Source organism: Paracoccus sp. ME4 (genome assembly GCF_046736325.1).
Classification (GTDB): Bacteria; Pseudomonadota; Alphaproteobacteria; order Rhodobacterales; family Rhodobacteraceae; genus Paracoccus.
Window position 1 is genome coordinate 108,686 of sequence record NZ_CP151279.1, and the last position, 19,959, is coordinate 128,644.

Genomic DNA, 19,959 nt, shown 5'->3' on the forward strand with positions numbered 1-19,959 from the left:
TGGCCCGGGTCACCCGCAGGTGGTCAGGATCGCGACCGGGAACAGCGTGAACAGCGTCGAGACCAGTCCGATCCAGGCCGTCAGCGCGATGATGCGCCGCTCGCGCCCCCGCCCTGCGGGCAGCGCGCGGACCAGCACCCCGTGCAGCGCCAGCCCGGCCAGCCAGACCAGCAGCATCGCGCCCCGGTGCAGGTCCGGCCCGCCGGGCAGCAAGGGCGTGCCCGACCACCCCAGGGCGCAGCCCGTCCCGTGCAGCGCATAGATCAGGGCGAACAGCACCGCCCACAGCACCGGTCCCGCCAGGGCGCGCATCGCCCAGCCCATCACAGCACCTCCTGCGCGGCGACGACCGCAACCGACAGGGCCGAGGTCGCCAGCCAGAACCCCTGGAACGCCGCCCAGGCCGGGGCCGCACCCCGACGCTCGCCGCCCATGCGCCCGGTCTGCGCGTCCCGCAGGGCGCGCAGCGCCAGCATGGTGCAGACCAGCCCATGCGCACCCGCAAAGCCCAAGGCCACCGCCCGGAGCGCGTCGCGGGCATGGGCGCGCGGATCGTCCAGGCCCCAGGCCAGCGCCGCCAGCGCCAGAAGCGCCGCGCCGCACCCGGCCAACCCCAGACCTGCCCAGGTGACGGCGGCTTGGGCGCCGCGCGCGGCCTCGGTCCGCCCGGCGGCGATGCGGCCCGCGGCCATCCCCGCCAGCGCGACCAGCGACGCGGCCAGCATCGGTCCCGCCTCCAGCCCGCTGACCGGGGCGGGCCAGCCCGGCGCCACCACGGTCAGGAAGCCCAGTCCGAACAGCAGCGACGCGTAGAGCGTCCCGTCCGCCACCAGCAGCGCCAGCACCCCGGTCCGCGCCAGCGTGTCGCGGCGCTGATAGTGCAGCGGCAGCGTCAGGCCCGGCGCGACCCGGGCCGGGGCATGGTCGCGGTCGGTCCCCATGATCGCGCCCCACCGCCAGGCGGCCAGCATGGTCAGCCCGATCCCCACCGGCGCCAGCCAGTAGAGCCCGGCCAGCATCGCCGCGAAGAAGCTGCCGATCGCGGCGGCGGTCCACAGCGGCAGGCGGGTGCTGGTCGCCAGAACCGCGACATGGTCGGGCCGACCGCTGGCCGGATCGACGACCAGCGTCTCGCGCAGGCCGCGCGGCGCGCCGGGCAGCAGCCCCTCGCCCCGCGCCAGGGGCAGGAGCGCAGTGGCGTCCGACAGATGCGGTCCGGGCAGGGACGCGAAGTTGTAGGAGGGCGCGGGCAGTGGCATGGCCCAGTCCAGCGTCGGCGCGTGCCAGGGGTTGCGGCGGCTGCGCCGGCCGAACAGCCACTGCATCGCCATGTCGAAGGCAAAAAGCGCGAACCCCGCCGCCTGGATCATCCCGAAGATCGAGGAGATCAGGTTCAGCCACTCCCATTCGGGATTGCCCGGATAGGTCGCGATGCGGCGCGGCATGCCCAGAAGCCCGGTCAGGTGCATCAGGAAGAAGGTCCCGTGAAAGCCGATCAGGATCAGCCAGAACGCGGCCTCGCCCAGGCCCCGCACCCGCCAGCGCCCGCAGATCAGCGGCATCCAGTAGCTGACCGCCGCCAGCATCGGAAAGACGAAGCCGCCGACCAGGACGTAATGCAGATGCGCGGTGACGAAGGCCGTGTCGTGCGCCTGCCAGTTGAAGGGCACCATGGCCAGCATCACGCCCGTCAGCCCGCCCATGACGAAGGTGATGAAGAAGCCCATCACATACATCATCGGCAGGCGGAAGCTGACCTTGCCGTCCCACAGCGTGCCGATCCAGGCAAAGACCTGCACCGCCGTCGGCACCGCCACCAGCGCCGAGGCCGCGCTGAAGAAGGCCAGCGCCATGTGCGGGATGCCCACGGTGAACATGTGATGCACCCAGAGCCCGAAGGACAGGAAGACCAGCCCCGCGATGGCCGCGACGATCGCGCCGTAGCCCAGGATGGTGGTGCGCGCCATGATCGGGATGATCGTGGACAGCGCCCCGGCCGCGGGCAGGAAGATGATGTAGACCTCCGGATGGCCGAACAGCCAGAACAGGTGCTGCCACAGCAGCGGATCGCCGCCCCGCGCGATGTCGAAGAAGGGCCAGTCGAAGGCGCGCTGCAGCTCCAGCAGGATCGACCCCAGGATCAGCGGCGGAAAGCCCACCAGCATCATCGCCGCCGTGCCCAGGAGATACCAGCCCATCAGCGGCATCCGGGTCAGCGGCATGTGCGCGGCGCGGCAGCGCAGGATGGTCACGGTGATCTCGACCGCGGCGGCCATGGCGCTGATCTCGACGAAGGTGACGCCCAGCAGCCAGACATCGGCGTTGATGCCGGGCGAATGGGTGCGGTCCGACAGCGGCGTGTACATGAACCAGCCGTCATGCGGCGCCACCCCCGCGACCAGCGACAGCACGATCACCGTGCCCCCGAACAGATAGCACCAGTAGCCAAGCGCCGAGAGCCGCGGAAAGGCCATGTCCCGCGCCCCCAGGATCTTGGGCAGAAGCCACAGCGCCAGCCCCTCCAGCATGGGGATGGCGAAGAGGAACATCATGATGCTGCCATGCATCGTGAAGATCTGGTTATAAAGCTCGACGTCCAGAAAGGCACCGTCGCGGGTCGCCAACTGCGCGCGGATCAGCATGGCCAAGACGCCGCCGATGGCGAAGAACACGAAGGACGTCGCCATGAAGCGCAGCCCGATCGTGCCGTGATTGACCGAGGACAGGAAGCCCCGCCAGCCCGGCTCGTCCGCCCAGGCCCGGTCCAGTTCCCGGTGCAGGGCCAGGGCGCGCTGCGCGGGGTTCGGGGCGATGTCGTGATCGGCGAACATCGGGTCCAAGGGGGCGATGGCGTGGTCTGAACGCGGGGTCATGGGCGCGGCTCCGCGATCTGATGGTCGGACATGTCGGGGACGGGCCCTGCGGGGTCGTAGGCCACGACGGTGAAGCGCATCGCGCCGTGGCCCAGACCGCAGAACTCGGCGCAGAGCCCCTCGAACGTGCCGGGGCGGTCGGCGCGCAGGCGGTGGATGTTGGCATGGCCGGGGATCGCGTCCATCTTGCCGCCCAGCTGCGGAACCCAGAAGCTGTGGATCACGTCCTCGGCCTCCAGGACCACGTCGAAGTCGCGGCCCGCCGGGACATAGAGCGTGTCGCGCGTCGCGACCGGCTGGCCGTCGGGACCGGGCTGCACGAAGCGCCAGCCCCATTGCGCCGCGCGCGCCTCGATGCGCAGCGCGCCGTCGGGCCGGGCCAGCATCCGTTCCCCCAGCCACAGCGACAGGCCCAGAAGCACCGTCAGCACCGCCATGGAGAACCCCAGGCCCCAGCCCCAGATCCAGACCCGTTCGGACCGCCGCGCGCCGTTGTTGCGCACCGCCGCGACCAGAAGCGTCAGGACCAGCGCGGTGATCGCCGCCGATCCGGCCAGCATCGCCCACCACAGGGTCGCGATGTCGCGGGCGGCGGGTCCGGCGGGGGCCAGCGTGCTCAGCGCGCGGTCGCATCCGCCCAGCAGGGGAACCGTCAGCGCCGCCCAAGCCTTGTGCCTTGGCCCCATGCCCCGCAACCCCCTGACCAAGCGAGAGATAACATGCGCCAGAAACGCAGCTGGAAACAGCGCCGCCGCCTGTCCGACCCGATCGAGGAGCATGTCGCCTTCAACGACACGGAAACGAAGATCGCCCTGTCCGGCCACCCGCTGCATGCGATGATGGTGGCGTTTCCCATCGCGCTGGCCTTCTCCACCCTGGGGGCGGATGCGATGTACTGGCTGACCGCGGACGCATTCTGGCCGCGGGTCGCGCTGTGGGCCACGGGGGCGGCTTTCGGTCTGGGCGTGATGGCCGGCATCGCGGGCACGATCGAGCTGCTGATGGTGCCCGGCATCCGCATCCGCGCCTCCAGCTGGACGCATTTCATCCTGGCGGTGATGCTGCTGTCGCTTCTGGGGCTGAACTGGGGCTATCGGCTGCCCGATCCGCAGAGGGCGGTGCTGCCTTGGGGCATCCTGCTGTCGGCGCTGACCGCGCTGATGACCGGCATCACCGGCTGGCACGGCGGCAAGCTGGTCTTCGACTATCAGATCGGGACCAAGCGCGATCATCGCCGGGCCTCCGCGCCATAGGGTTCCAGAAGGAAGCCGGGCAGCCAGTCCTCGGTCCAGGCCAGATCCGGCTTGGCCAGGACCAGCCACAGCACCCCGGCCATCAGCGGCAGGCCCAGCCACAGCCCCCAGAGCGCCGAGGGCATGCGGTGCAGGCCCCGGTTCTCTCCCGACGACAGGACCAGATGGCCGATCCAGGCATGGACCAGCGTCATCCCCGCGACCAAGGCCAGCTTGGCCACGAACCACAGATCGAACACCTGGCCCGCAAAGATCAGCGCGGTTCCTGCCGCGATGGCGATGACCGCCGCGGGGGTCGCAAAGCCGATATAGCCGTAATGCGTGATCAGCCGGAACTCGGCATAGCGCGCCTCGGTCTGGCCGCTTCCGGAATGGCGCCGCCAGATCGCGCCATAGACATGCAGCAGCACCGGCAGCGCCACCAGCGCCGCGCACCAGCACAGCATCGCCGCCAGATGCAGGTATTTCAGCGCGGCCACCATCATCGCGCGACCTCGGCCCGCCAGGCCCGGCCCAGCACCAGCGCCGCGATGGCCGCCATGGGCACAAAGCCCGGCACCCACATGATCAGCCCCGCCAGCTGCTGATCGGCCAGCGGCGGCAGGCCCCAAGGCAGCGTCGTGCCCAGATGCGGGACGTAGAGGATCGCGGGCGCGAAGGTCAGAGCCGCGCCCAGAAGCCCCATAACCCCGGCCAGACCGCCGATCAGCCCGGCGCGGCGCAGCGCCTCGGGCGCGGTGGGGCGGGGGGCCAGAACGGCCGACCAGAACGCCCAGGCCGGCAGCAGCATCGCCGCCTGCATCAGCCAGTAGAGCCCGTCCGACGCCCAGATCGCCGCATAGAGATCGGGCAGGTGCCACGCGATCATCGCGCCCGTCAGCGCGGCCAGCGACAGGCCCGCCGGCACCCGCGCCATCGCGGGCCAGGCCACCGCCAGCGCCGGGGCGGCCACCGCGATCAGCAGCAGGTGATGCACCGCCCGCGCCGAGAACAGCGCCACCGTCAGCGCGCAGAGCGGCGAGACGAAGGCCACCGCCAGCGCCGCCACCGCCAGCATGCCCGCCCCGCGCTGATCGCTCCGCATCAGCCACACGGTCAGCAGGGCCAGTCCTATCAGGACGGCAGGGTCCAGGTTCCAGCTGCGCCACAGCTGGTCGGGCACCGGGGCGGGGCCGCAATAGGGCATGGGCGTCATCCTGTCAGGCGGGTGTGGGGGGCGGGCAAAGTCCTTTTCCAACAACGCCCTGCGCATCGGGTTCCCTGCCCGGGCCGGAACAATGCGCCGGGCGTTGCGTTGCCGCCGCATGGACCGACCCCAGACCCCGCGCCCCGCCGCCCATCCCGCCCGCCATGTCGATGCGGCGGACGCGCCTTGGGCCGTGCGCGCGCAGGCGGCGGGATGGGTCGCGCTGGCCGTCGCCGCGCTGCTCTTGCCCTTCGCGGTGATCCTGGCCGGGGACCCGCCGCGGGGCGATCCGCTGACGCGCAACCTGGCCTTTACCCTGGGCTTCGGCGCGCTGGCGCTGATCGCGATGCAGTTCGCGCTGACCGGGCGGCTGAAGCCGCTGACCCGGCCCTTCGGCGCGGACATCCTGCCGGTCTTTCACCGCTTCCTCAGCTGGGGGGCGGTGGCGCTGATGCTGGGGCATTTCGGGATGCTCTATGTCTGGCATCAGGACGACATGGGGGTGCTGAATCCGCTGCAGGCGCCGCTGCACATGACGGCGGGGCGGGTGGCGCTGTTGTGCTTCCTGACGCTGATCGCCAGTTCCGAGCTGCGCAAGCGGGTCGGACTGGACTATCTGTGGTGGCGGCGGCTGCATCTGGGGCTGGCGCTGACCGGCTTCGCGGCGGCGATCTGGCATGTGCTGGGCGCGGGCCACCTGACCGCGGAACCCGCGACCAGGGCGCTGTGGCTGGTCGCGACGCTGGCCTGGGCCGGGCTGATCCTGCATGCCCGCGTGCTGCGCCCGATGCATCAGGCCCGCAACCCCTGGCGCGTGGTAGAGAACCGCGACGAGGGCGACGGCATCCGCAGCCTGGTCCTGGAGCCTCAAGGACGCCCGCTGCGCGATTGGCTGCCGGGGCAGTTCGCCTGGCTGTCGGTGGGGCAGGGGCCGTTCTCGCTGCGCGAGCATCCCTTCACCATCTCGACCGCGCCGGACAAGGGCCCGGAGATCCGCTTCTCCATCAAGCCCCTGGGCGATGACAGCGCGCGTCTGGCGCGCACGCCGGTCGGCACGACGGCCTGGATCGACGGCCCCTACGGCGTCTTCAGCATCGACCGCGAGGCCGATGCGCCGGGCTTCGTGATGATCGCGGGCGGGGTGGGCATCACGCCGATCCTGGCCAACCTGCACGCGATGCAGGAGCGTCGCGATCCGCGCCCGGTCCACCTGATCTATGCCAATGACAGCTGGGAGGAGATCGCCTTTCGCCGCGATCTGGAGCGGATCGCCCGTGACATCGACCTGACCGTGACCCATGTGATCGAGAACCCGCCAGAGGGCTGGGACCCCGCCCCGCATCGCGGCGTCCGTGGCCGCGTCGATGCCGATCTGCTGGCGCGGCACCTGCCGCAGGACAGCCGCGACTGGCCGCACATGATGTGCGGGCCGGCCCCCATGCTGGCCGCGGCTCGCAAGGCGCTGCGCGGGATGGGCGTGCCGCTGTCGGCGATCCACAGCGAAATCTTCGAGATGGTGTGAGCGATGCGACCGCGCCTTGCCCTGATCCTGGCCCTGACGCTGATCGCCGTGACGCTGGCGGCGGCCGTGACCACCGCACTGATCCTGACCGGCTGAGGGGGCCTCAGGCCCCCGTCACGCGCCAGATCACGTCGCCCACGTCGTCGGCCACCAGCAGCGAGCGGCCATCCGCGCCGATGGTGACGCCGACCGGCCGCCCGAAGGCCGTGCGTTCGTCGGGCGACAGGAACCCCGTCAGGATGTCGCGCGGCGCGCCCGAGGGCCTTCCATCCGCGAAGGGCACGAAGATCACCCGATAGCCGCTGAGCGTCGATCGGTTCCACGATCCGTGCTGGCCGATCACCATGCCGTCCGGGAAGCCGGGCAGGGTGCCTGCGGGCATCCAGCACAGGCCAAGCGACGCGGTGTGACCGCCCAGGGCATAGTCCGGCGTGATCGCGCGCGCGACCAGGCCGGCATCCTGCGGCACCCGGTCGTCCACCGTTTGACCCCAGTAGCAATAGGGCCACCCGTAGAAGCCCCCGTCCCGGACCGAGGTCAGATAGTCGGGCGGCGTCTCGTCCCCCAGCCCGTCGCGTTCGTTCACCACCGTCCACAGCGCGCCGGTCGCGGGCTCCCAGGCCATGCCCACGGCATTGCGCAGGCCGCTGGCGAAGATGCGCGACTGGCCGGTCTCCAGGTCCAGGTGCCAGATGGCGGCGCGGCCTTCCTCGGCCTCCATGCCGTGATCGCCGATATTGCTCAGCGAGCCGACGCCCGCATAAAGGCTGCGCCCGTCCGGCGACAGGATCAGGCTGCGCGTCCAGTGGCCGTTCGGCTTGAACGTCGTCAGCCGCCGCCCCGGCGCGTCGATGCGCGTGGCGCCCTGTGCATAGGGGAACTCCACGATGCCGTCGGTATTGCCCACGAAGAACCGCTCGCCCGCCAGCGCCATGCCGAAGGGCTGGTTCTGGTTCTCCAGGAAGACGTGGCGCTGTTCGGCCACCCCGTCGCCATCCGCGTCGCGCCACAGGGTGATGCGGTTCGCGCTGTCGCCGATGGCGCGGACGCGGCGCATCGTGGCCTGGGCCGCATGGTCCATCAGGCTGCGCGGCTTGGCGGGCTGCTCCTTCGATTCGGCGACCAGCACGTCGCCGTTGGGCAGCACCTCGATCCAGCGGGGATGGTCGAGGCCCGTGGCGAAGGCGTTGACGCGAAGGCCCGGCGCCGCATCCGGCACATGGCCGTTCAGCCAGCCGCCCGCGACCGGCATCTTCAGCGTCATGATGCCCTGCGGCCTGGCCTCGGGAATGGCGGGGGCGGTGCCCACCGCCTGGACGCGCGGCGCGTTGCGGCGCCGCATCGCCACCATCGCGCCCCCGACCAGTGCCGTCGCCCGTGCCAGAATGTCCATGATCCGCCCCCCGCCTGATGTGCAGCCGACACTCTAGCGGGCATTTCGGCGGCGTCAAACCGCCCGGCCCGCGGCCTTTCGCCCGACCGCCCCCGGTTGCAAGCGCCGCCCCGCCGCGCCACCATGAACGGCCAGCCATGACAGGAGCCCCGCGATGTGCAACCGATGCGCCCATACCATCCATGCCGCCCGCCATCACATGGGCTGGGACAACGGTCTGACCCCGGTCGAGACCGTCGCCCCCGGCACGACGCTGCGCTTCGAATGCCTGGAGGCCTCGGGCGGACAGCTGAGCCGCGACAGCACCGCCGCCGACATCGCGGGCCTGGATTTCGCGCGCATCAACCCGGTCAACGGCCCGATCCGCGTGGACGGGGCCGAGCCGGGCGACGCGCTGAAGATCACCCTGGTCGATTTCGCCCCGCAGGCCCGGGACGGGCAGGGATGGGGCTGGACCGCCAACATTCCGGGCTTCGGCCTGCTGGCCGATCAGTTCCCCGAACCGGCGCTGACGCAGTGGCGCTATGACGCGGCGACGCTGGCCCCGGCGCTCTGGGGGACGCATGGCCGGGTCGGGCTGAAGCCCTTTGCCGGCACGATCGGCGTGGCCCTGGCCGAACCCGGCACCCATTCCATCGTCCCGCCGCGCCGCACGGGCGGCAATCTGGACATCCGCGACCTGTCCCGCGGGGCGGAGCTGTATCTGCCGGTTGAGGTGGCGGGGGCGCTGTTTTCCGTCGGCGACACCCATGCCGCGCAGGGCGACGGAGAGGTCTGCGGCACCGCCATCGAAAGCCCGATGGATGTCGTCCTGACGCTGGACCTGGTCAAGGGCGCGAATCTGGCCATGCCGCGTTTCACCACGCCCGGCCCGGTCACGCCGCATCTTGACGCGAAGGGATACGAGGTGACCACTGGCATCGGCCCCGACCTGATGGCGGGCGCGCGCCAGGCGGTCGAGCAGATGGTCGAGCTGCTGTGTGCGCGCCACGGCATGCCCGCGGTCGAGGCCTACATGCTGGTCTCGACCTGCGGCGATCTGCGGATCTCGGAGGTTGTGGACATGCCGAACTGGGTGGTGTCCTTCTATTTCCCGCGATCGGTCTTCGAATGAACGACCCGCATCCTTGGGCGGCCGGGCTGGAAAGCCTGCACGATCAGGTCTGGCTGCGCCTGCAGCGCGGGGTGGCGGACCGGCACGCCGCCGCGCGCCATCCGGTGCTGGCCACCGTCGCGCCGGTGGGCATGCCGCAGGCCCGCACCGTGGTGCTGCGCGCCGCCGACCCCGAGGCCCGGCTGCTGGAGGTGCATACCGACATCCATTCCGCCAAGATCGCCGATCTGCGCGCCAACCCGCATGCGGCGCTGCATGTCTGGGACGCGGGCGCGCATCTGCAGACCCGGATCGAGGCGCGAGCCACCATCCTCACCGGCGATGCGGTCGCGGCCATCTGGGCGCGTGTGCCCGACCCCGCGCGGCAGAGCTATGGCACCCGGCCCGCGCCCGGCACGCCCATCGCCGATGCGCTGGCCTATGACAAGCCCGCCGATCCGGCGGCCTTCGCGGTGCTGCGCCTGGAGGTGCTCGCGATCGACGCGGTGCATCTGGGCCAGCGGCACCGCCGCGCGCGATGGCGGCGCGAGACGGGGTGGCGCGGGGAGTGGCTGGCGCCCTGAGGCCTCTCAGCGCACCAGGTCGGCCAGGCTGCGCAGGTCGGGTTCGGCCACCTTGGGCACGATCCGATAGGCCGCGTTGACGAAGCAGAAGACCGCGAAGCCGCCCAGGCCCAGGCAGATGGCGATGACCAGGATGCGCCCGTGGCTCTGGCCCGCCAGCCAGGAGAACGCCTCGCCCACGCCGCCCGCCTGGCTGGGGTCCACGCGCCAGGCGGCGAAGGCGAACAGCAGGCCGACGATGGCGATGACCGCGCCTTGGGCCATGACCCCGGCCTTCAGGATCATGTTCCACCGCGTGGTGAAGCGGTTGGCCTGCAAGTGCTTGCGGTATTCGTTCCGCCAGCCCTGGCGCAGATAGTGCCCGCCCGCGCCGACGATAACCACCGCCGCCAGCGCGACCAGCCAGCGCCCGAAGGGCCAGGCCATGACCATGCCGACATGGCGCGGGATGCTGGACCCCTCCTCTCCGTCACTGCCCGCGAAGAGCAGCGAGAAGGCGGTGATGCCGATGGCCAGATGCGCCGCACCGGTGAAGATCATCCCAAGGCGCGCGGTGATGCCCTTGGCGTCGGTGCCGTAATCCTCCAGGTCGAAGACCGCATCCAGGACGCGCCAGACCGCATAGGCCAGCATCCCCAGCAGGATCAGGAACAGCAGCACCCCGCCGCCCCAGCTGCCGTTCAGCCAGTCCAGCGCCTCGCCCGTGTCCTGCGCCTGCCCGCCGCGCCACAGCGAATAGAGCGAGGCCCCGGCCACCGCCAGATAGACCAGCCCCCGCCCACCATAGCCCACGCGCATGACCGGAATGGCCCAGCCCAGCTTTCGTGATGTCCGATCGTTCATGTCCGTCCCCCGTGGTGATCCGCGCGTCATGGCCTGCGCCCGGCCGGATCGTTCGGGGGGACAACACGGCGCCCGCCCGTTTGGGTCCGCCCGACAGGCGCGTCGGCGGCCGGGGCCGGACGATCACGGTGTCGTGCCGCCCTTGACCATCCGGCGAGGGACGGGGTTTCCTGTCCGACATCAAACGGAGCGTTCACGCCATGAAGAGATCCCTTTCCGTCCTGCTGACGACCCTTGCCCTGGCCGCGCCCGCGCTGGCCCAGCAGGCGATGGACCATTCCGCCCATGGCGGCACGGCCCAGATGGATCATTCCGCCCACGGCGAGACGCCCATGTCCGACGCGCAGCCCGGCGACACGCCCGCCACGACCGCCTACCGGGAGGCCATGGGCCGGATGCATGAGGACATGTCCGGGGACTATACCAACGACGCGGATGTGGACTTCATGCGCGGCATGATCCCGCATCACCAGGGCGCCATCGACATGGCGCGCATCGTGCTGGAGCACGGCACGGACCCCGAGGTCCGCGCGCTGGCCGAGGAGGTCATCGCCACCCAGCAGGCCGAGATCGACATGATGGAGGCCTGGCTGGCCGAACACGACGGCTGAGGCGGCTTGCGGATCGGGCCGCGGCGCTGTCTTCTGGACCGACAGGGACAGGGGGCGACGATGACAGGCTTTACGTTCGACACACCGGGGTCGATCCGCGTCGAATGGGGCGGGGCGGCGCGTTTGGGCGCGCTGATGGCGGACTGGTTCGCGGCCCGGTCGGTGCTGATCGTGACCGACGCGCATCTGCACCGCAGCGGCGTGCTGGACCCGGCCAAGGCCTCGCTGGCCGCGCATGGCTTTGCGGTGGCGGTCTTCGACGCGGTCGTGGCCGACCCGCCCGAGGCGCTGATCGGCGCCTGCGTCGCCCAAGGACGGGCGGCGGGGGCGGATGTGGTGCTGGGCCTGGGGGGCGGGTCGTCCATGGACGTGGCCAAGCTGGTCGCGGTGATGCTGGCGGGCGAACAGCCCCTGTCCGAGCTTTACGGCATCGGCAGGGTCACCGGGCCGCGCCTGCCGCTGGTGCAGGTGCCGACCACCGCCGGGACCGGGTCCGAGGTCACCAACATCACCATCCTGACCACCGGCGGCACGACCAAGATGGGGATCGTGTCCGACAGGCTCTATGCCGACCGGGTGCTGCTGGATGCGGCGCTGACCGTGGGCCTGCCCCCCCAGCAGACCGCCGCCACCGGCATCGACGCGATGGTCCACGCGATCGAGGCCTATACCGGCCGGCACCGCAAGAACCCGCTCTCCGACATCTTCGCGCGCGAGGCGCTGCGCCTTCTGGCGCGCCACCTGCCCACCGCCTGCCGCGACGGGACCGACCGCGCCGCGCGCGAGGGGATGCTGCTGGGGGCCGCGATGGCGGGGCAGGCCTTCTCGAACAGTCCGGTCGCGGCGGTGCATGCGCTGGCCTATCCGCTTGGCGGGCATTTCCACCTGCCGCACGGGCTGACAAACGCGCTGATGCTGGGCCCGGTGCTGCGCCATAACATGGCGGCCGCCGCACCGCTTTATGCGGAGCTGGCCGATGTGGTGGGCGCGCCCGGTTCCGGCCCCGTCGATCAGCGCGCGCAGGCCTTCGTCGCGGCGATGGAGGATCTGATGGACCGCTCCGGCGCGCCGCGCCGCCTGCGCGACGTGGGCGTGCCCGAGGACAGCCTGCCGCGCCTGGCCCGCGACGCCATGCTGCAGACGCGCCTGCTGCAGAACAACCCGGTGCCCGTGGACGAGGCCGCGGCGCTGGCCCTTTACCGCGCGGCGTTCTGAGCGGTCAGGGCGTCAGCCGCGGGCGGTCGCTGTCATCCTTCAGCGCGACGCCGGTCGCGCCGATCCGGCGGCCCTCGGCCACCAGCCAGGCCAGCCGGCGCGCGGCATCGTCGGCGGACAGGCCGCCGCGGGCATGGATGTTCGACACGCAGTTGCGCGCGCTGTCGCGCAGCCCCGGCCGCGGGTTCTGCGTCAGATAGGCGCCCATGCTGTCCGCGACCGACAGGCCCGGCCGCTCTCCGATCAGCATCAGCACCATTCCCGCGCACATCGCGGCCCCGATCGCATCGCCAAGCGCCACCCGCGCGCCCTGCGCCAGCACCACCGGCCGGTCCGCCAGTTCCGGCAGATGCGCGGCCAGCGCCCGCATCAGGGGCACCGCCTGCGCCATGACCGCCGGGGCCGACAGGCCGTCGCCGATCACCACCTGCAAGGGCGGCGCGCTGCGCGGCAGGGCGCCTTCGGCCAGCTGGCGGCCCAGATCGGGGCGGCGCAGATAGGTGGCGCGATCGGTCGCCCGGCTGGCCGCATGCAGGACGGGCAGGGGGGCCAGGTCGCGTTCCAGCGCGGCCCAGTCCACGGTTCCGTGGATGGCGTCGCGGGCGGCGGCGTGATCCTCCTGGAAGGTCAGCAGGTCGGCCAGCCGCGTGGGCCCCGCCCCGGCCTCCAGCCGGACCCGGGCCGGGGTCAGCGCGGCCAGGCGCAAACGGTCCAGCCCGCTCATGCCGGCAGCCCCAACCGGCGCGCGAGCGACACCGCATCGGCCCGCGCGTCCAGGCCGAAATCCTGCAGCCAGCGTTCGAATTCCGGCGCCGGGCGCAGGCCGGTCACCTCGCGCAGATAGGCGATGTCCTCGAAGGCCAGGCTCTGATAGCCCAGCATCACGTCATCGGCCCCCGGCACCGCGATCAGGAAGCCGACCCCCGCCTGCGCCAGAAGCGTGGCCAGCGTGTCCATGTCGTCCTGATCTGCCTCCACATGGTTGGTGTAGCAGACATCGACCCCCATTGGCAGGCCCATCAGCTTTCCGCAGAAATGGTCCTCCAGCCCGGCGCGGATGATCTGCTTGCCGTCATAGAGGTATTCCGGCCCGATGAAGCCCACGACCGTGTTCACCAGAAGCGGCCCGAAGGCGCGGGCGACGCCTTGGGCGCGGGCCTCCATGGTCTGCTGATCGACGCCGTGATGCGCCTCGGCCGACAGGGCCGAGCCCTGGCCGGTCTCGAAATACATCACGTCCTGGCCGACGGTGCCGCGCTTCAGCGACAGGCCCGCCTCGCGCGCCTCGGCCAGCAGCGAGAGGGTGATGCCGAAGCCCTCGTTCGCGGCCTGGCTGCCCGCGACGGACTGGAAGATCAGGTCGACCGGCGCGCCGCGCCCGACCAGCTCCAGCGCGTTCGTGACATGGGTCAGCACGCAGGTCTGGGTGGGAATGGCCAGCGCTTGGCGCATCTCGTCCAGCGCCACCAGCAGATCGTGGCCGTTGGCCAGGCTGTCGGAGGCCGGGTTTATGCCGATGACCGCGTCGCCCGCGCCCTGCAGCAGCCCGTCCAGCACCGCGACCGCGATGCCGCGCGGATCGTCGGCAGGGTGGTTCGGCTGCAGCCGCGACGACAGTCGGCCCGCGCCGCCGATGGTGTTGCGGAAGGCCGTGGTCACGCGCGCTTTCCGCGCCACGCGGATCAGGTCCTGGTTGCGCATCAGCTTGCTGACGGCGGCGACCATCTCGGGCGTCAGACCGCGTGCGACCCCCGCCAGCGCCACCGCGTCGGCTGCGGGCGACAGCAGCCAGTCGCGCAGATCGCCCACGGTCATCGCGCGCAGGGGCGCGAAGGCCGCCGCGTCATGGCCGTCGACGATCAGCCGCGTGACCTCATCGGTCTCATAGGGAACGGGCGGGTTGTCCAGCAGGTCGGTCAGCGGCAGGTCCATCAGCACCCGACGCGCCGCCACCCGCTGCGAGGCGCTCTCGGCCGCAATCCCGGCCAGCTGGTCGCCCGACCGTTCGGGCGAGGCGGCGGCCAGCACCGCGCGCAGGTCGGCAAAGGCAAAGCGTTCGCCCCGCACCACGGCCCTCAGTGCCATCCTGTCCCTCCCTGTCCTGTCCGACGCCGCCAGTTGGCGCCATTCCGCGGCGAAGGTCCAGCCCCCCGCGGGACCCGGCAGCCCGTCCCGCGCGTTCGACGCGGGACTGACGCCAAAAGAGGACCCCATCATGGACAGGACGCATCTGGAACGCTGCATCGCGCTGGCCGCGGAGGCGCTGGAGGCGGGCGACGCGCCCTTCGGCTCGGTCCTGGTCGGCCCCGACGGCACCGTGCTGCGCGAGGCGCGCAACCATGCGGTGACGCAGGACCCGACCCGGCACCCCGAGCTGGAGCTGGCGCAATGGGCCGCGCGGACCCTGCCCGAGGATGTGCGCCGCGGCTGCACCGTCTATACCTCGGGCGAGCATTGCGCGATGTGCGCGGCCGCCCATGCCTGGGCGGGGCTGGGGCCGATCGTCTATGCCAGCTCGACGCGGCAGCTGGTCGGCTGGCTGGGGGAGTTCGGCGCCGAGCCGTTCCCGGTCACGCCCTTGGACATCGGCCAGGTCGCGCCCGGCATTCCGACCACGGGACCCGTCGCCGGTCTGGACGACCGCGTGCGCGCGCTGCAGGCGCGGTTCCGCGCCCGCACGGCCTGACGGCAGCGGGCCGGATCAGCCCGCGCGGCGGGTGCTTTCCCGCGGGATCAGCCGAAAGCCCAGATCGACCGAGTGCCCGCGCGGCGCGCCCGGGCCGCGCAGCCGGTCGCGGATCAGGGCCACCGCGTGGCGGCCCATCGCCATCCGATCGGTCGCGACCGAGGTGATGGGCGGTTCCGCCGCGGCCATCATCTCGTGATCGTTGAAGCCGCAGATGCCGAGGCGGGTCGGTACCGCGATGTTGCGCCGTCGCGCCTCGAACAGCACCCCGAGCGCCAGGTCGTCGTTATTGCACAGGACCGCGTCGGTCTGCGGCAACCGCGCCATCAGGTCCGCGAACAGCCGACAGCCCAGACTGACCGATGACGGCTCGGGCGTGGTGACGACCGGGTCGCCGCCCGCCAGCCCCGCGGCCTCGAGACAGGCGCGGAACCCGGCCAGGCGGCGCTGGCTGCGCGGGTCCATCTGCGCGCCCAGAAAGGCCGGCGCGCGGTATCCCCGCGCCAGCAGATGCTCCGCCGCGGCCCGTGCCCCTTCGAAATGCGACAGCCCCACGGCCAGGTCTATGGGGTCAGGGCCGACCTCCATGATCTGCACCACCGGGCATTCGGCGCCCGCCAGCAGCGCGCGGGCCGCGGGCGACTGGTCATGGCCCGCGACGATCAGCCCGGCCGGGCGCTGCGACAGGAACACCCGGATCAGCTGTTCTTCGGTCACGGGGGAATAGCGCGTCGTGCCCAGCTGCACGACCAGCGGGCTGCCCTGCAGCCCCTCGTCGATGCCGCGCATCACGTCGGCAAAGACGTTGTTGCTGACCGAGGGGATGATGACCCCCACGATATCGGTGCGCCCCGAGGCCAGCGCGCGCGCCGCAGGGTTCGGAACGTAGCCCAGGTCGCGGATCGCGCGCGTGATCCGGTCGCGCGCCTCGGGCGACACCTTGGAGGGGTCGCGCAGGGCGCGCGAGACGGTGATAGGGCTGACATCGGCAGCCAGGGCGACTTCGGACAGCGTGATCCGGGGCGTTTTGCTCATGATCGAACCAGATTAGCCGTGGCGGCGGAAAAAGAAAGCGGCTTGACCGATGACAGCGCTGTCATGCATGATTGCGCTGTCATCGGGAGGAGACATCATGAAGGGTCGGCCGATTCTGGTCATGGGCATCTGCGGCACGGGCAAGTCGACCGTGGCCCGCGGCATCGCCGACCGCATCGGCGGCAGCTTCATCGAGGCGGACCTCTATCACGACCAGGCCAGCGTGGATCGCATGCGCGCGGGCCGGCCCCTGACCGACGACATGCGGTGGGGCTGGCTGGACCGGCTTGGCGCGGCGGCGGCGGCCGCTCCGGCGCGGGCGGTGCTGGCCTGTTCGGGCCTCAGCATGGCGCATCGCGACCGGCTGCGCGCCGGGGCGGGACCCATCGACATCGTGTTCCTGCACGGCGACCGCGACCTGATCGCGGCGCGCATGGCCGCCCGGCAGGGCCACTACATGCCCGCCAGCCTGATCGACAGCCAGCTGGCCGCGCTGCAGCCCCCCGATCCCGCCGCCGAGGGCGCGCTGTGGATCGACGTGGCGCTGCCCGCGGACCAGATCATCGACCGCGCGGTCGCGGCCCTGACCGACCCGCACCCAGTTTCAACCGGAGGAGAGACACCATGACCATGATGACCCGTTTCCTGATGTCGGCCAGCGCCGCGCTGGCCTTGGCCGCGCCCGCCATGGCGCAGGAGTTCAGCCTGCGCTTTCAGTCGTCCGACCCGTCGGGCAACCCCAACTTCGTCCTCCAGCAGGGCTGGGCCGCGGATGTCGCGGAAAAGTCGGGCGGCCGCATCGCCATCGACCTGATGCCGGTCGAATCCATCGTCGCCCATAACGAGACGCAGGACGCCATCGCCACGGGCATCCTGGACGGGCATGTGACCGACCTGTCGTATTTCTCGGGCAAGGACCCGGCCTTCGGGCTGATGGGCAACCCGGTCGGCGCATGGTCGGACCCCGAGCAGATGCTGGACTTCGTCGAGAACGGCGGCGGGGCCGAGCTGCTGAACCAGATCATGAACCCCTATGGCCTGCAGTTCATCGGCGCCACCACGCCGGGGCTGGAGGCGCTGGTCAGCGCCGTGCCGCTGGACGGGGTCGATGATCTGGCCGGCGTCAAGATCCGCGCGCCCGAGGGGCTGGTCCAGTCGGTCTTCGCCGCCGCCGGCGCCGCACCGGTGAACCTGCCCGGCTCCGAGGTCTTCACCTCGCTGGACAAGAAGGTCATCGACGCGGCCGATTACAGCGTGCTGTCCACCAACCAGGCCCAGGGCCTGAACGAGGTCGCCCCCCATCCCGTCTATCCGGGCTTCCACTCCATGCCCCTGGTCGAGATCTCGATGAACAAGGCGAAATGGGACGCCCTGCCCGAGGATCTGCAGCAGGTGATGACGCAGTCGGTGCGCGACTTCGCCCGCGTGCAGGTCGCGGCGCTGGCCGAGGCCGATGCGGCCGCCGTGGCCGAGGCCGAGGCCGGCGGCACCATCACCATCCACGACTGGCCCGCCGAGGAGCGCGCCAAGTTCCGCGCCATCGCCATGGGCGAATGGGAGAAGGTCGCCAGCCAGTCGCCCGCGGCGCAGCAGGTCTATGACGCGCTGACCGCATACCTGACCGAAAAGGGCCTGGTGCAGTAAGCGCCGCCGGACCGGGCGTCCGCGCCCGGTCCCATCCAGGGAGGAGGAGACGATGGACGCAACCGAAGCCATTGCGCGCGAGGACCACGAGGCCGTGCCCCAATCGGGCCGCCTCGGCCGGGTGATCGACCGGCTGGCGATCATCCCGGCCCTGGGGCTGGTGGTCGCCATGCTGATCCTGATCCAAGAGGTCGTGCTGCGATACGTGTTCGGCCGGCCGACGATCTGGGCGCATGAGACGACGGTGTTTCTCTGCGCGATCTCCTTCGTCTATGGGGGTCTGCTGTGCACGGCGCGCGACCGGCACATCCGGGTCGTGCTGGTCTATGACATGCTGCCGCCCGCCGCGCGGCGCGTGGCCGACATCCTGATCTCGGCCGTCTGCGGCCTGTCCTCGGGCGCCTTTGCCTGGGCGGCTTGGCAGATGGTCAAGCGCTCCGCCTGGCGCCCCGACGGCAGCTTTCACCTGGAGACCTCGGGCTCGGCCTGGAACCCGGCCTATCCGGGCGTGCTCAAGGTGCTGCTGATGGTGGCGCTGGCGGTCATGGCGCTGCAATTCGCAATCCTGACAGTTAACTATGCCCGCGGGCACAAGGGAGCCCGCTGATGGAGATCTTCGGTTCGCTGCAAGCCCTGGGGATCGAGGCCGGGACGGGCCTCCTCTTCGCGCTTCTTCTGCTGCTGCTGCTGACGGGCATCCCGCTGGCCTTCGTGACGCTGTTGGTCACGCTGATCTTCGCGCTCGGCTGGTTCGGCCCGAACGTCGTGCCGCTGATCACCAGCCGCGTCTATACCTTCGTGTCCAGCTTCGTCTTCGTGTCGGTGCCGATGTTCGTGCTGATGGCCGCGATCCTGGACCGCAGCGGCATCGCTCGCGACCTGTTCGAGGCGATGCGCCTGGTCGGCGGCCGCATCCGCGGCGGCGTCGCGGTCCAGACGATCTTCGTGGCCGTCATCCTGGCCGCCATGTCGGGCATCATCGGAGGAGAGGTCGTGCTGCTGGGCCTGATCGCGCTGCCGCAGATGCTGGCGCAGGGATACGACCGCAAGCTGGCCATCGGGGTGGTCTGCGCGGGCGGCAGCCTGGGGACCATGGTGCCGCCCTCGATCGTGCTGATCATCTATGGCCTGACCGCGAACGTGTCTATTGGCGACCTGTTCACGGCGGCCTTCATCCCCGGCATCATGCTGGCGCTGCTCTATGTCGCCTATGTCCTGGCGCGGGCCTGGCTGACGCCGGGCGACGTGCCGCCCGCCGTCACCGCGCGCGTCCCGCGGGCCGAGAAGCTGCGCCTGCTCAAGGGGCTGTTCCTGCCGATCCTGGTCGTCATCATGGTGCTGGGCTCGATCTATGGCGGCATCGCATCGGTGACCGAGGCCAGCGCCGTGGGCGTGGCGGGGGTGCTGCTCTCGACCGTGATCCGGGGCGAGTTCACCTGGGGCCTGCTGCGCGGCGCGGCCATGCAGACGCTGCAGACGGTCGGCATGATCGTCTGGATCGGTATCGGCGCATCCGCGCTGGTCGGCGTCTTCAACCTGATGGGCGGCATCAACTTCGTCTCGGGGCTGATCACCGGAATCAGCGACAACCCGACGGTCATCATCCTGTTCATGATGGCGATCCTGTTCGTGCTGGGCATGTTCCTGGACTGGGTCGGCATCGCGCTGCTGACCATGCCGATCTTCGTGCCGATCATCGTCGGCCTGGGATACGACCCGGTGTGGTTCGGCGTGCTCTTCGCGATGAACATGCAGGTCAGCTTCCTGTCGCCGCCCTTCGGGCCTGCCGCCTTCTACCTGAAGTCGGTGACCCCGCCGGACATCTCCCTGGGAGAGATCTTCCGCGCGCTGCTGCCCTTCATCGGGCTGCAGATCCTGGCGGTGGGGCTGCTGATCCTGTTCCCGGCCCTGGCGATGTACTGACGCGCCGTCATCCCGGCGCAATCTTCGCGGCGCAGACGGTCCGGGGACGGGCGGGACATGTCCCGCCCGTCCCCGACATTCCATCAGGACAGGACTTT

General features: G+C 71.1%; 21 protein-coding genes. 11 read left to right on the forward strand and 10 right to left on the reverse strand.

Annotation, left to right across the window (positions count from 1 at the left end; genetic code table 11):
• Nucleotides 1-9: 9 nt before the first annotated feature.
• Genes AACG61_RS19995 through AACG61_RS20005 form a run of 3 tightly spaced genes read right to left on the reverse strand, consistent with a single transcriptional unit; the run spans nucleotide 10 to nucleotide 3,559 of the window.
• Nucleotides 10-324, reverse strand: a complete 315-nt coding sequence (locus tag AACG61_RS19995; protein WP_411840341.1) for a hypothetical protein — start codon at nucleotides 322-324, stop codon at nucleotides 10-12.
• Nucleotides 324-2,831, reverse strand: coding sequence for a cytochrome c oxidase subunit I (gene ctaD, locus AACG61_RS20000; protein WP_411840504.1), 2,508 nt, complete (start codon nucleotides 2,829-2,831; stop codon nucleotides 324-326). The genes AACG61_RS19995 and ctaD overlap by 1 nt, the downstream gene beginning before the upstream one ends.
• A gap of 38 nt (nucleotides 2,832-2,869) precedes the next feature.
• Nucleotides 2,870-3,559 (reverse strand): cytochrome c oxidase subunit II, encoded by a 690-nt coding sequence (locus tag AACG61_RS20005; protein WP_411840342.1) that lies wholly within the window; start codon nucleotides 3,557-3,559, stop codon nucleotides 2,870-2,872.
• A 33-nt stretch (nucleotides 3,560-3,592) separates the two neighbouring features.
• Between AACG61_RS20005 and AACG61_RS20010 the strand changes: the two genes are divergently transcribed.
• Complete coding sequence (locus tag AACG61_RS20010) at nucleotides 3,593-4,126, forward strand: DUF2231 domain-containing protein (protein ID WP_411840343.1); 534 nt, start codon at nucleotides 3,593-3,595, stop codon at nucleotides 4,124-4,126.
• Here the strand turns inward: AACG61_RS20010 and AACG61_RS20015 are convergent.
• Together AACG61_RS20015 and AACG61_RS20020 are read right to left on the reverse strand one after the other, a co-directional pair.
• The gene (locus tag AACG61_RS20015; protein ID WP_411840344.1) at nucleotides 4,102-4,611 is read right to left on the reverse strand and encodes a CopD family protein; all 510 of its coding nucleotides are present in this window, start codon (nucleotides 4,609-4,611) and stop codon (nucleotides 4,102-4,104) included. The genes AACG61_RS20010 and AACG61_RS20015 overlap by 25 nt on opposite strands.
• The gene (locus tag AACG61_RS20020) at nucleotides 4,608-5,321 is read right to left on the reverse strand and encodes a cytochrome c oxidase assembly protein (protein ID WP_411840345.1); all 714 of its coding nucleotides are present in this window, start codon (nucleotides 5,319-5,321) and stop codon (nucleotides 4,608-4,610) included. The genes AACG61_RS20015 and AACG61_RS20020 overlap by 4 nt, the downstream gene beginning before the upstream one ends.
• A 109-nt stretch (nucleotides 5,322-5,430) precedes the next feature.
• On the opposite strand from AACG61_RS20020, the gene AACG61_RS20025 reads away from it, so the two are divergent.
• Nucleotides 5,431-6,834 carry a ferric reductase-like transmembrane domain-containing protein gene (locus AACG61_RS20025; protein WP_411840346.1) on the forward strand — a complete coding sequence of 468 codons (1,404 nt, stop codon included), beginning with the start codon at nucleotides 5,431-5,433 and terminating at the stop codon, nucleotides 6,832-6,834.
• A 103-nt stretch (nucleotides 6,835-6,937) separates the two neighbouring features.
• On the opposite strand, the gene AACG61_RS20030 is transcribed toward AACG61_RS20025, so the two are convergent.
• Nucleotides 6,938-8,227 (reverse strand): PQQ-dependent sugar dehydrogenase, encoded by a 1,290-nt coding sequence (locus AACG61_RS20030; RefSeq protein WP_411840347.1) that lies wholly within the window; start codon nucleotides 8,225-8,227, stop codon nucleotides 6,938-6,940.
• Between the two features lie 154 nt (nucleotides 8,228-8,381).
• Between AACG61_RS20030 and AACG61_RS20035 the strand changes: the two genes are divergently transcribed.
• Nucleotides 8,382-9,341, forward strand: coding sequence for an acetamidase/formamidase family protein (locus AACG61_RS20035; protein ID WP_411840348.1), 960 nt, complete (start codon nucleotides 8,382-8,384; stop codon nucleotides 9,339-9,341).
• Entirely contained in the window at nucleotides 9,338-9,904 is a 567-nt protein-coding gene (locus AACG61_RS20040) for a pyridoxamine 5'-phosphate oxidase family protein (RefSeq protein ID WP_411840349.1), read from the forward strand. Before AACG61_RS20035 ends, AACG61_RS20040 begins: the two co-directional genes overlap by 4 nt.
• Nucleotides 9,905-9,910: 6 nt before the next feature.
• On the opposite strand, the gene AACG61_RS20045 is transcribed toward AACG61_RS20040, so the two are convergent.
• Nucleotides 9,911-10,747 carry a DUF1206 domain-containing protein gene (locus AACG61_RS20045; protein ID WP_411840350.1) on the reverse strand — a complete coding sequence of 279 codons (837 nt, stop codon included), beginning with the start codon at nucleotides 10,745-10,747 and terminating at the stop codon, nucleotides 9,911-9,913.
• Between the two features lie 200 nt (nucleotides 10,748-10,947).
• Between AACG61_RS20045 and AACG61_RS20050 the strand changes: the two genes are divergently transcribed.
• Both AACG61_RS20050 and AACG61_RS20055 read left to right on the forward strand, forming a co-directional pair.
• A complete protein-coding gene (locus tag AACG61_RS20050; protein WP_411840351.1) occupies nucleotides 10,948-11,358 on the forward strand; it encodes a DUF305 domain-containing protein in 411 nt (136 codons plus the stop codon).
• A gap of 60 nt (nucleotides 11,359-11,418) precedes the next feature.
• Complete coding sequence (locus tag AACG61_RS20055) at nucleotides 11,419-12,573, forward strand: iron-containing alcohol dehydrogenase (RefSeq protein ID WP_411840352.1); 1,155 nt, start codon at nucleotides 11,419-11,421, stop codon at nucleotides 12,571-12,573.
• A gap of 4 nt (nucleotides 12,574-12,577) precedes the next feature.
• Here AACG61_RS20055 and eutC read toward each other — a convergent pair whose 3' ends face one another.
• Nucleotides 12,578-13,297, reverse strand: coding sequence for an ethanolamine ammonia-lyase subunit EutC (gene eutC / locus AACG61_RS20060; RefSeq protein WP_411840353.1), 720 nt, complete (start codon nucleotides 13,295-13,297; stop codon nucleotides 12,578-12,580).
• On the reverse strand, nucleotides 13,294-14,658 hold the full coding sequence (locus AACG61_RS20065; RefSeq protein WP_411840354.1) for an ethanolamine ammonia-lyase subunit EutB: 1,365 nt from the start codon (nucleotides 14,656-14,658) through the stop codon (nucleotides 13,294-13,296). The genes eutC and AACG61_RS20065 overlap by 4 nt, the downstream gene beginning before the upstream one ends.
• A gap of 130 nt (nucleotides 14,659-14,788) precedes the next feature.
• Here AACG61_RS20065 and AACG61_RS20070 point away from each other — a divergent pair, with 130 nt between their 5' ends.
• Nucleotides 14,789-15,259: a deaminase gene (locus tag AACG61_RS20070; protein ID WP_411840355.1), complete on the forward strand. Its 471-nt coding sequence runs from the start codon at nucleotides 14,789-14,791 to the stop codon at nucleotides 15,257-15,259.
• A gap of 15 nt (nucleotides 15,260-15,274) precedes the next feature.
• On the opposite strand, the gene AACG61_RS20075 is transcribed toward AACG61_RS20070, so the two are convergent.
• Nucleotides 15,275-16,294: a LacI family DNA-binding transcriptional regulator gene (locus tag AACG61_RS20075; RefSeq protein ID WP_411840356.1), complete on the reverse strand. Its 1,020-nt coding sequence runs from the start codon at nucleotides 16,292-16,294 to the stop codon at nucleotides 15,275-15,277.
• A gap of 97 nt (nucleotides 16,295-16,391) precedes the next feature.
• Between AACG61_RS20075 and AACG61_RS20080 the strand changes: the two genes are divergently transcribed.
• Genes AACG61_RS20080 through AACG61_RS20095 form a run of 4 tightly spaced genes read left to right on the forward strand, consistent with a single transcriptional unit; the run spans nucleotide 16,392 to nucleotide 19,861 of the window.
• Nucleotides 16,392-16,922 carry a gluconokinase gene (locus AACG61_RS20080; protein ID WP_411840357.1) on the forward strand — a complete coding sequence of 177 codons (531 nt, stop codon included), beginning with the start codon at nucleotides 16,392-16,394 and terminating at the stop codon, nucleotides 16,920-16,922.
• Nucleotides 16,919-17,938, forward strand: a complete 1,020-nt coding sequence (locus AACG61_RS20085; protein WP_411840358.1) for a TRAP transporter substrate-binding protein — start codon at nucleotides 16,919-16,921, stop codon at nucleotides 17,936-17,938. The genes AACG61_RS20080 and AACG61_RS20085 overlap by 4 nt, the downstream gene beginning before the upstream one ends.
• 52 nt (nucleotides 17,939-17,990) lie before the next feature.
• Nucleotides 17,991-18,545, forward strand: a complete 555-nt coding sequence (locus tag AACG61_RS20090) for a TRAP transporter small permease subunit (protein ID WP_411840359.1) — start codon at nucleotides 17,991-17,993, stop codon at nucleotides 18,543-18,545.
• A complete protein-coding gene (locus tag AACG61_RS20095; protein ID WP_411840360.1) occupies nucleotides 18,545-19,861 on the forward strand; it encodes a TRAP transporter large permease in 1,317 nt (438 codons plus the stop codon). Before AACG61_RS20090 ends, AACG61_RS20095 begins: the two co-directional genes overlap by 1 nt.
• Nucleotides 19,862-19,959: the final 98 nt, after the last annotated feature.

Coding starts and splice junctions, on each gene's coding strand:
- AACG61_RS20005 (WP_411840342.1), bottom strand. CDS start 3,559: ATGGGGCCAAGGCACAAGGCTTGGGCGGCGCTGACGGTTCCCCTGCTG.
- AACG61_RS20045 (WP_411840350.1), bottom strand. CDS start 10,747: ATGAACGATCGGACATCACGAAAGCTGGGCTGGGCCATTCCGGTCATG.
- AACG61_RS20015 (WP_411840344.1), bottom strand. CDS start 4,611: ATGATGGTGGCCGCGCTGAAATACCTGCATCTGGCGGCGATGCTGTGC.
- eutC (WP_411840353.1), bottom strand. CDS start 13,297: ATGAGCGGGCTGGACCGTTTGCGCCTGGCCGCGCTGACCCCGGCCCGG.
- AACG61_RS20050 (WP_411840351.1), top strand. CDS start 10,948: ATGAAGAGATCCCTTTCCGTCCTGCTGACGACCCTTGCCCTGGCCGCG.
- AACG61_RS20025 (WP_411840346.1), top strand. CDS start 5,431: ATGGACCGACCCCAGACCCCGCGCCCCGCCGCCCATCCCGCCCGCCAT.
- AACG61_RS20055 (WP_411840352.1), top strand. CDS start 11,419: ATGACAGGCTTTACGTTCGACACACCGGGGTCGATCCGCGTCGAATGG.
- ctaD (WP_411840504.1), bottom strand. CDS start 2,831: ATGTTCGCCGATCACGACATCGCCCCGAACCCCGCGCAGCGCGCCCTG.
- AACG61_RS20065 (WP_411840354.1), bottom strand. CDS start 14,658: ATGGCACTGAGGGCCGTGGTGCGGGGCGAACGCTTTGCCTTTGCCGAC.
- AACG61_RS20095 (WP_411840360.1), top strand. CDS start 18,545: ATGGAGATCTTCGGTTCGCTGCAAGCCCTGGGGATCGAGGCCGGGACG.
- AACG61_RS20070 (WP_411840355.1), top strand. CDS start 14,789: ATGGACAGGACGCATCTGGAACGCTGCATCGCGCTGGCCGCGGAGGCG.
- AACG61_RS20080 (WP_411840357.1), top strand. CDS start 16,392: ATGAAGGGTCGGCCGATTCTGGTCATGGGCATCTGCGGCACGGGCAAG.
- AACG61_RS20040 (WP_411840349.1), top strand. CDS start 9,338: ATGAACGACCCGCATCCTTGGGCGGCCGGGCTGGAAAGCCTGCACGAT.
- AACG61_RS20085 (WP_411840358.1), top strand. CDS start 16,919: ATGACCATGATGACCCGTTTCCTGATGTCGGCCAGCGCCGCGCTGGCC.
- AACG61_RS20010 (WP_411840343.1), top strand. CDS start 3,593: ATGCGCCAGAAACGCAGCTGGAAACAGCGCCGCCGCCTGTCCGACCCG.
- AACG61_RS20075 (WP_411840356.1), bottom strand. CDS start 16,294: ATGAGCAAAACGCCCCGGATCACGCTGTCCGAAGTCGCCCTGGCTGCC.
- AACG61_RS19995 (WP_411840341.1), bottom strand. CDS start 324: ATGGGCTGGGCGATGCGCGCCCTGGCGGGACCGGTGCTGTGGGCGGTG.
- AACG61_RS20090 (WP_411840359.1), top strand. CDS start 17,991: ATGGACGCAACCGAAGCCATTGCGCGCGAGGACCACGAGGCCGTGCCC.
- AACG61_RS20030 (WP_411840347.1), bottom strand. CDS start 8,227: ATGGACATTCTGGCACGGGCGACGGCACTGGTCGGGGGCGCGATGGTG.
- AACG61_RS20020 (WP_411840345.1), bottom strand. CDS start 5,321: ATGACGCCCATGCCCTATTGCGGCCCCGCCCCGGTGCCCGACCAGCTG.
- AACG61_RS20035 (WP_411840348.1), top strand. CDS start 8,382: ATGTGCAACCGATGCGCCCATACCATCCATGCCGCCCGCCATCACATG.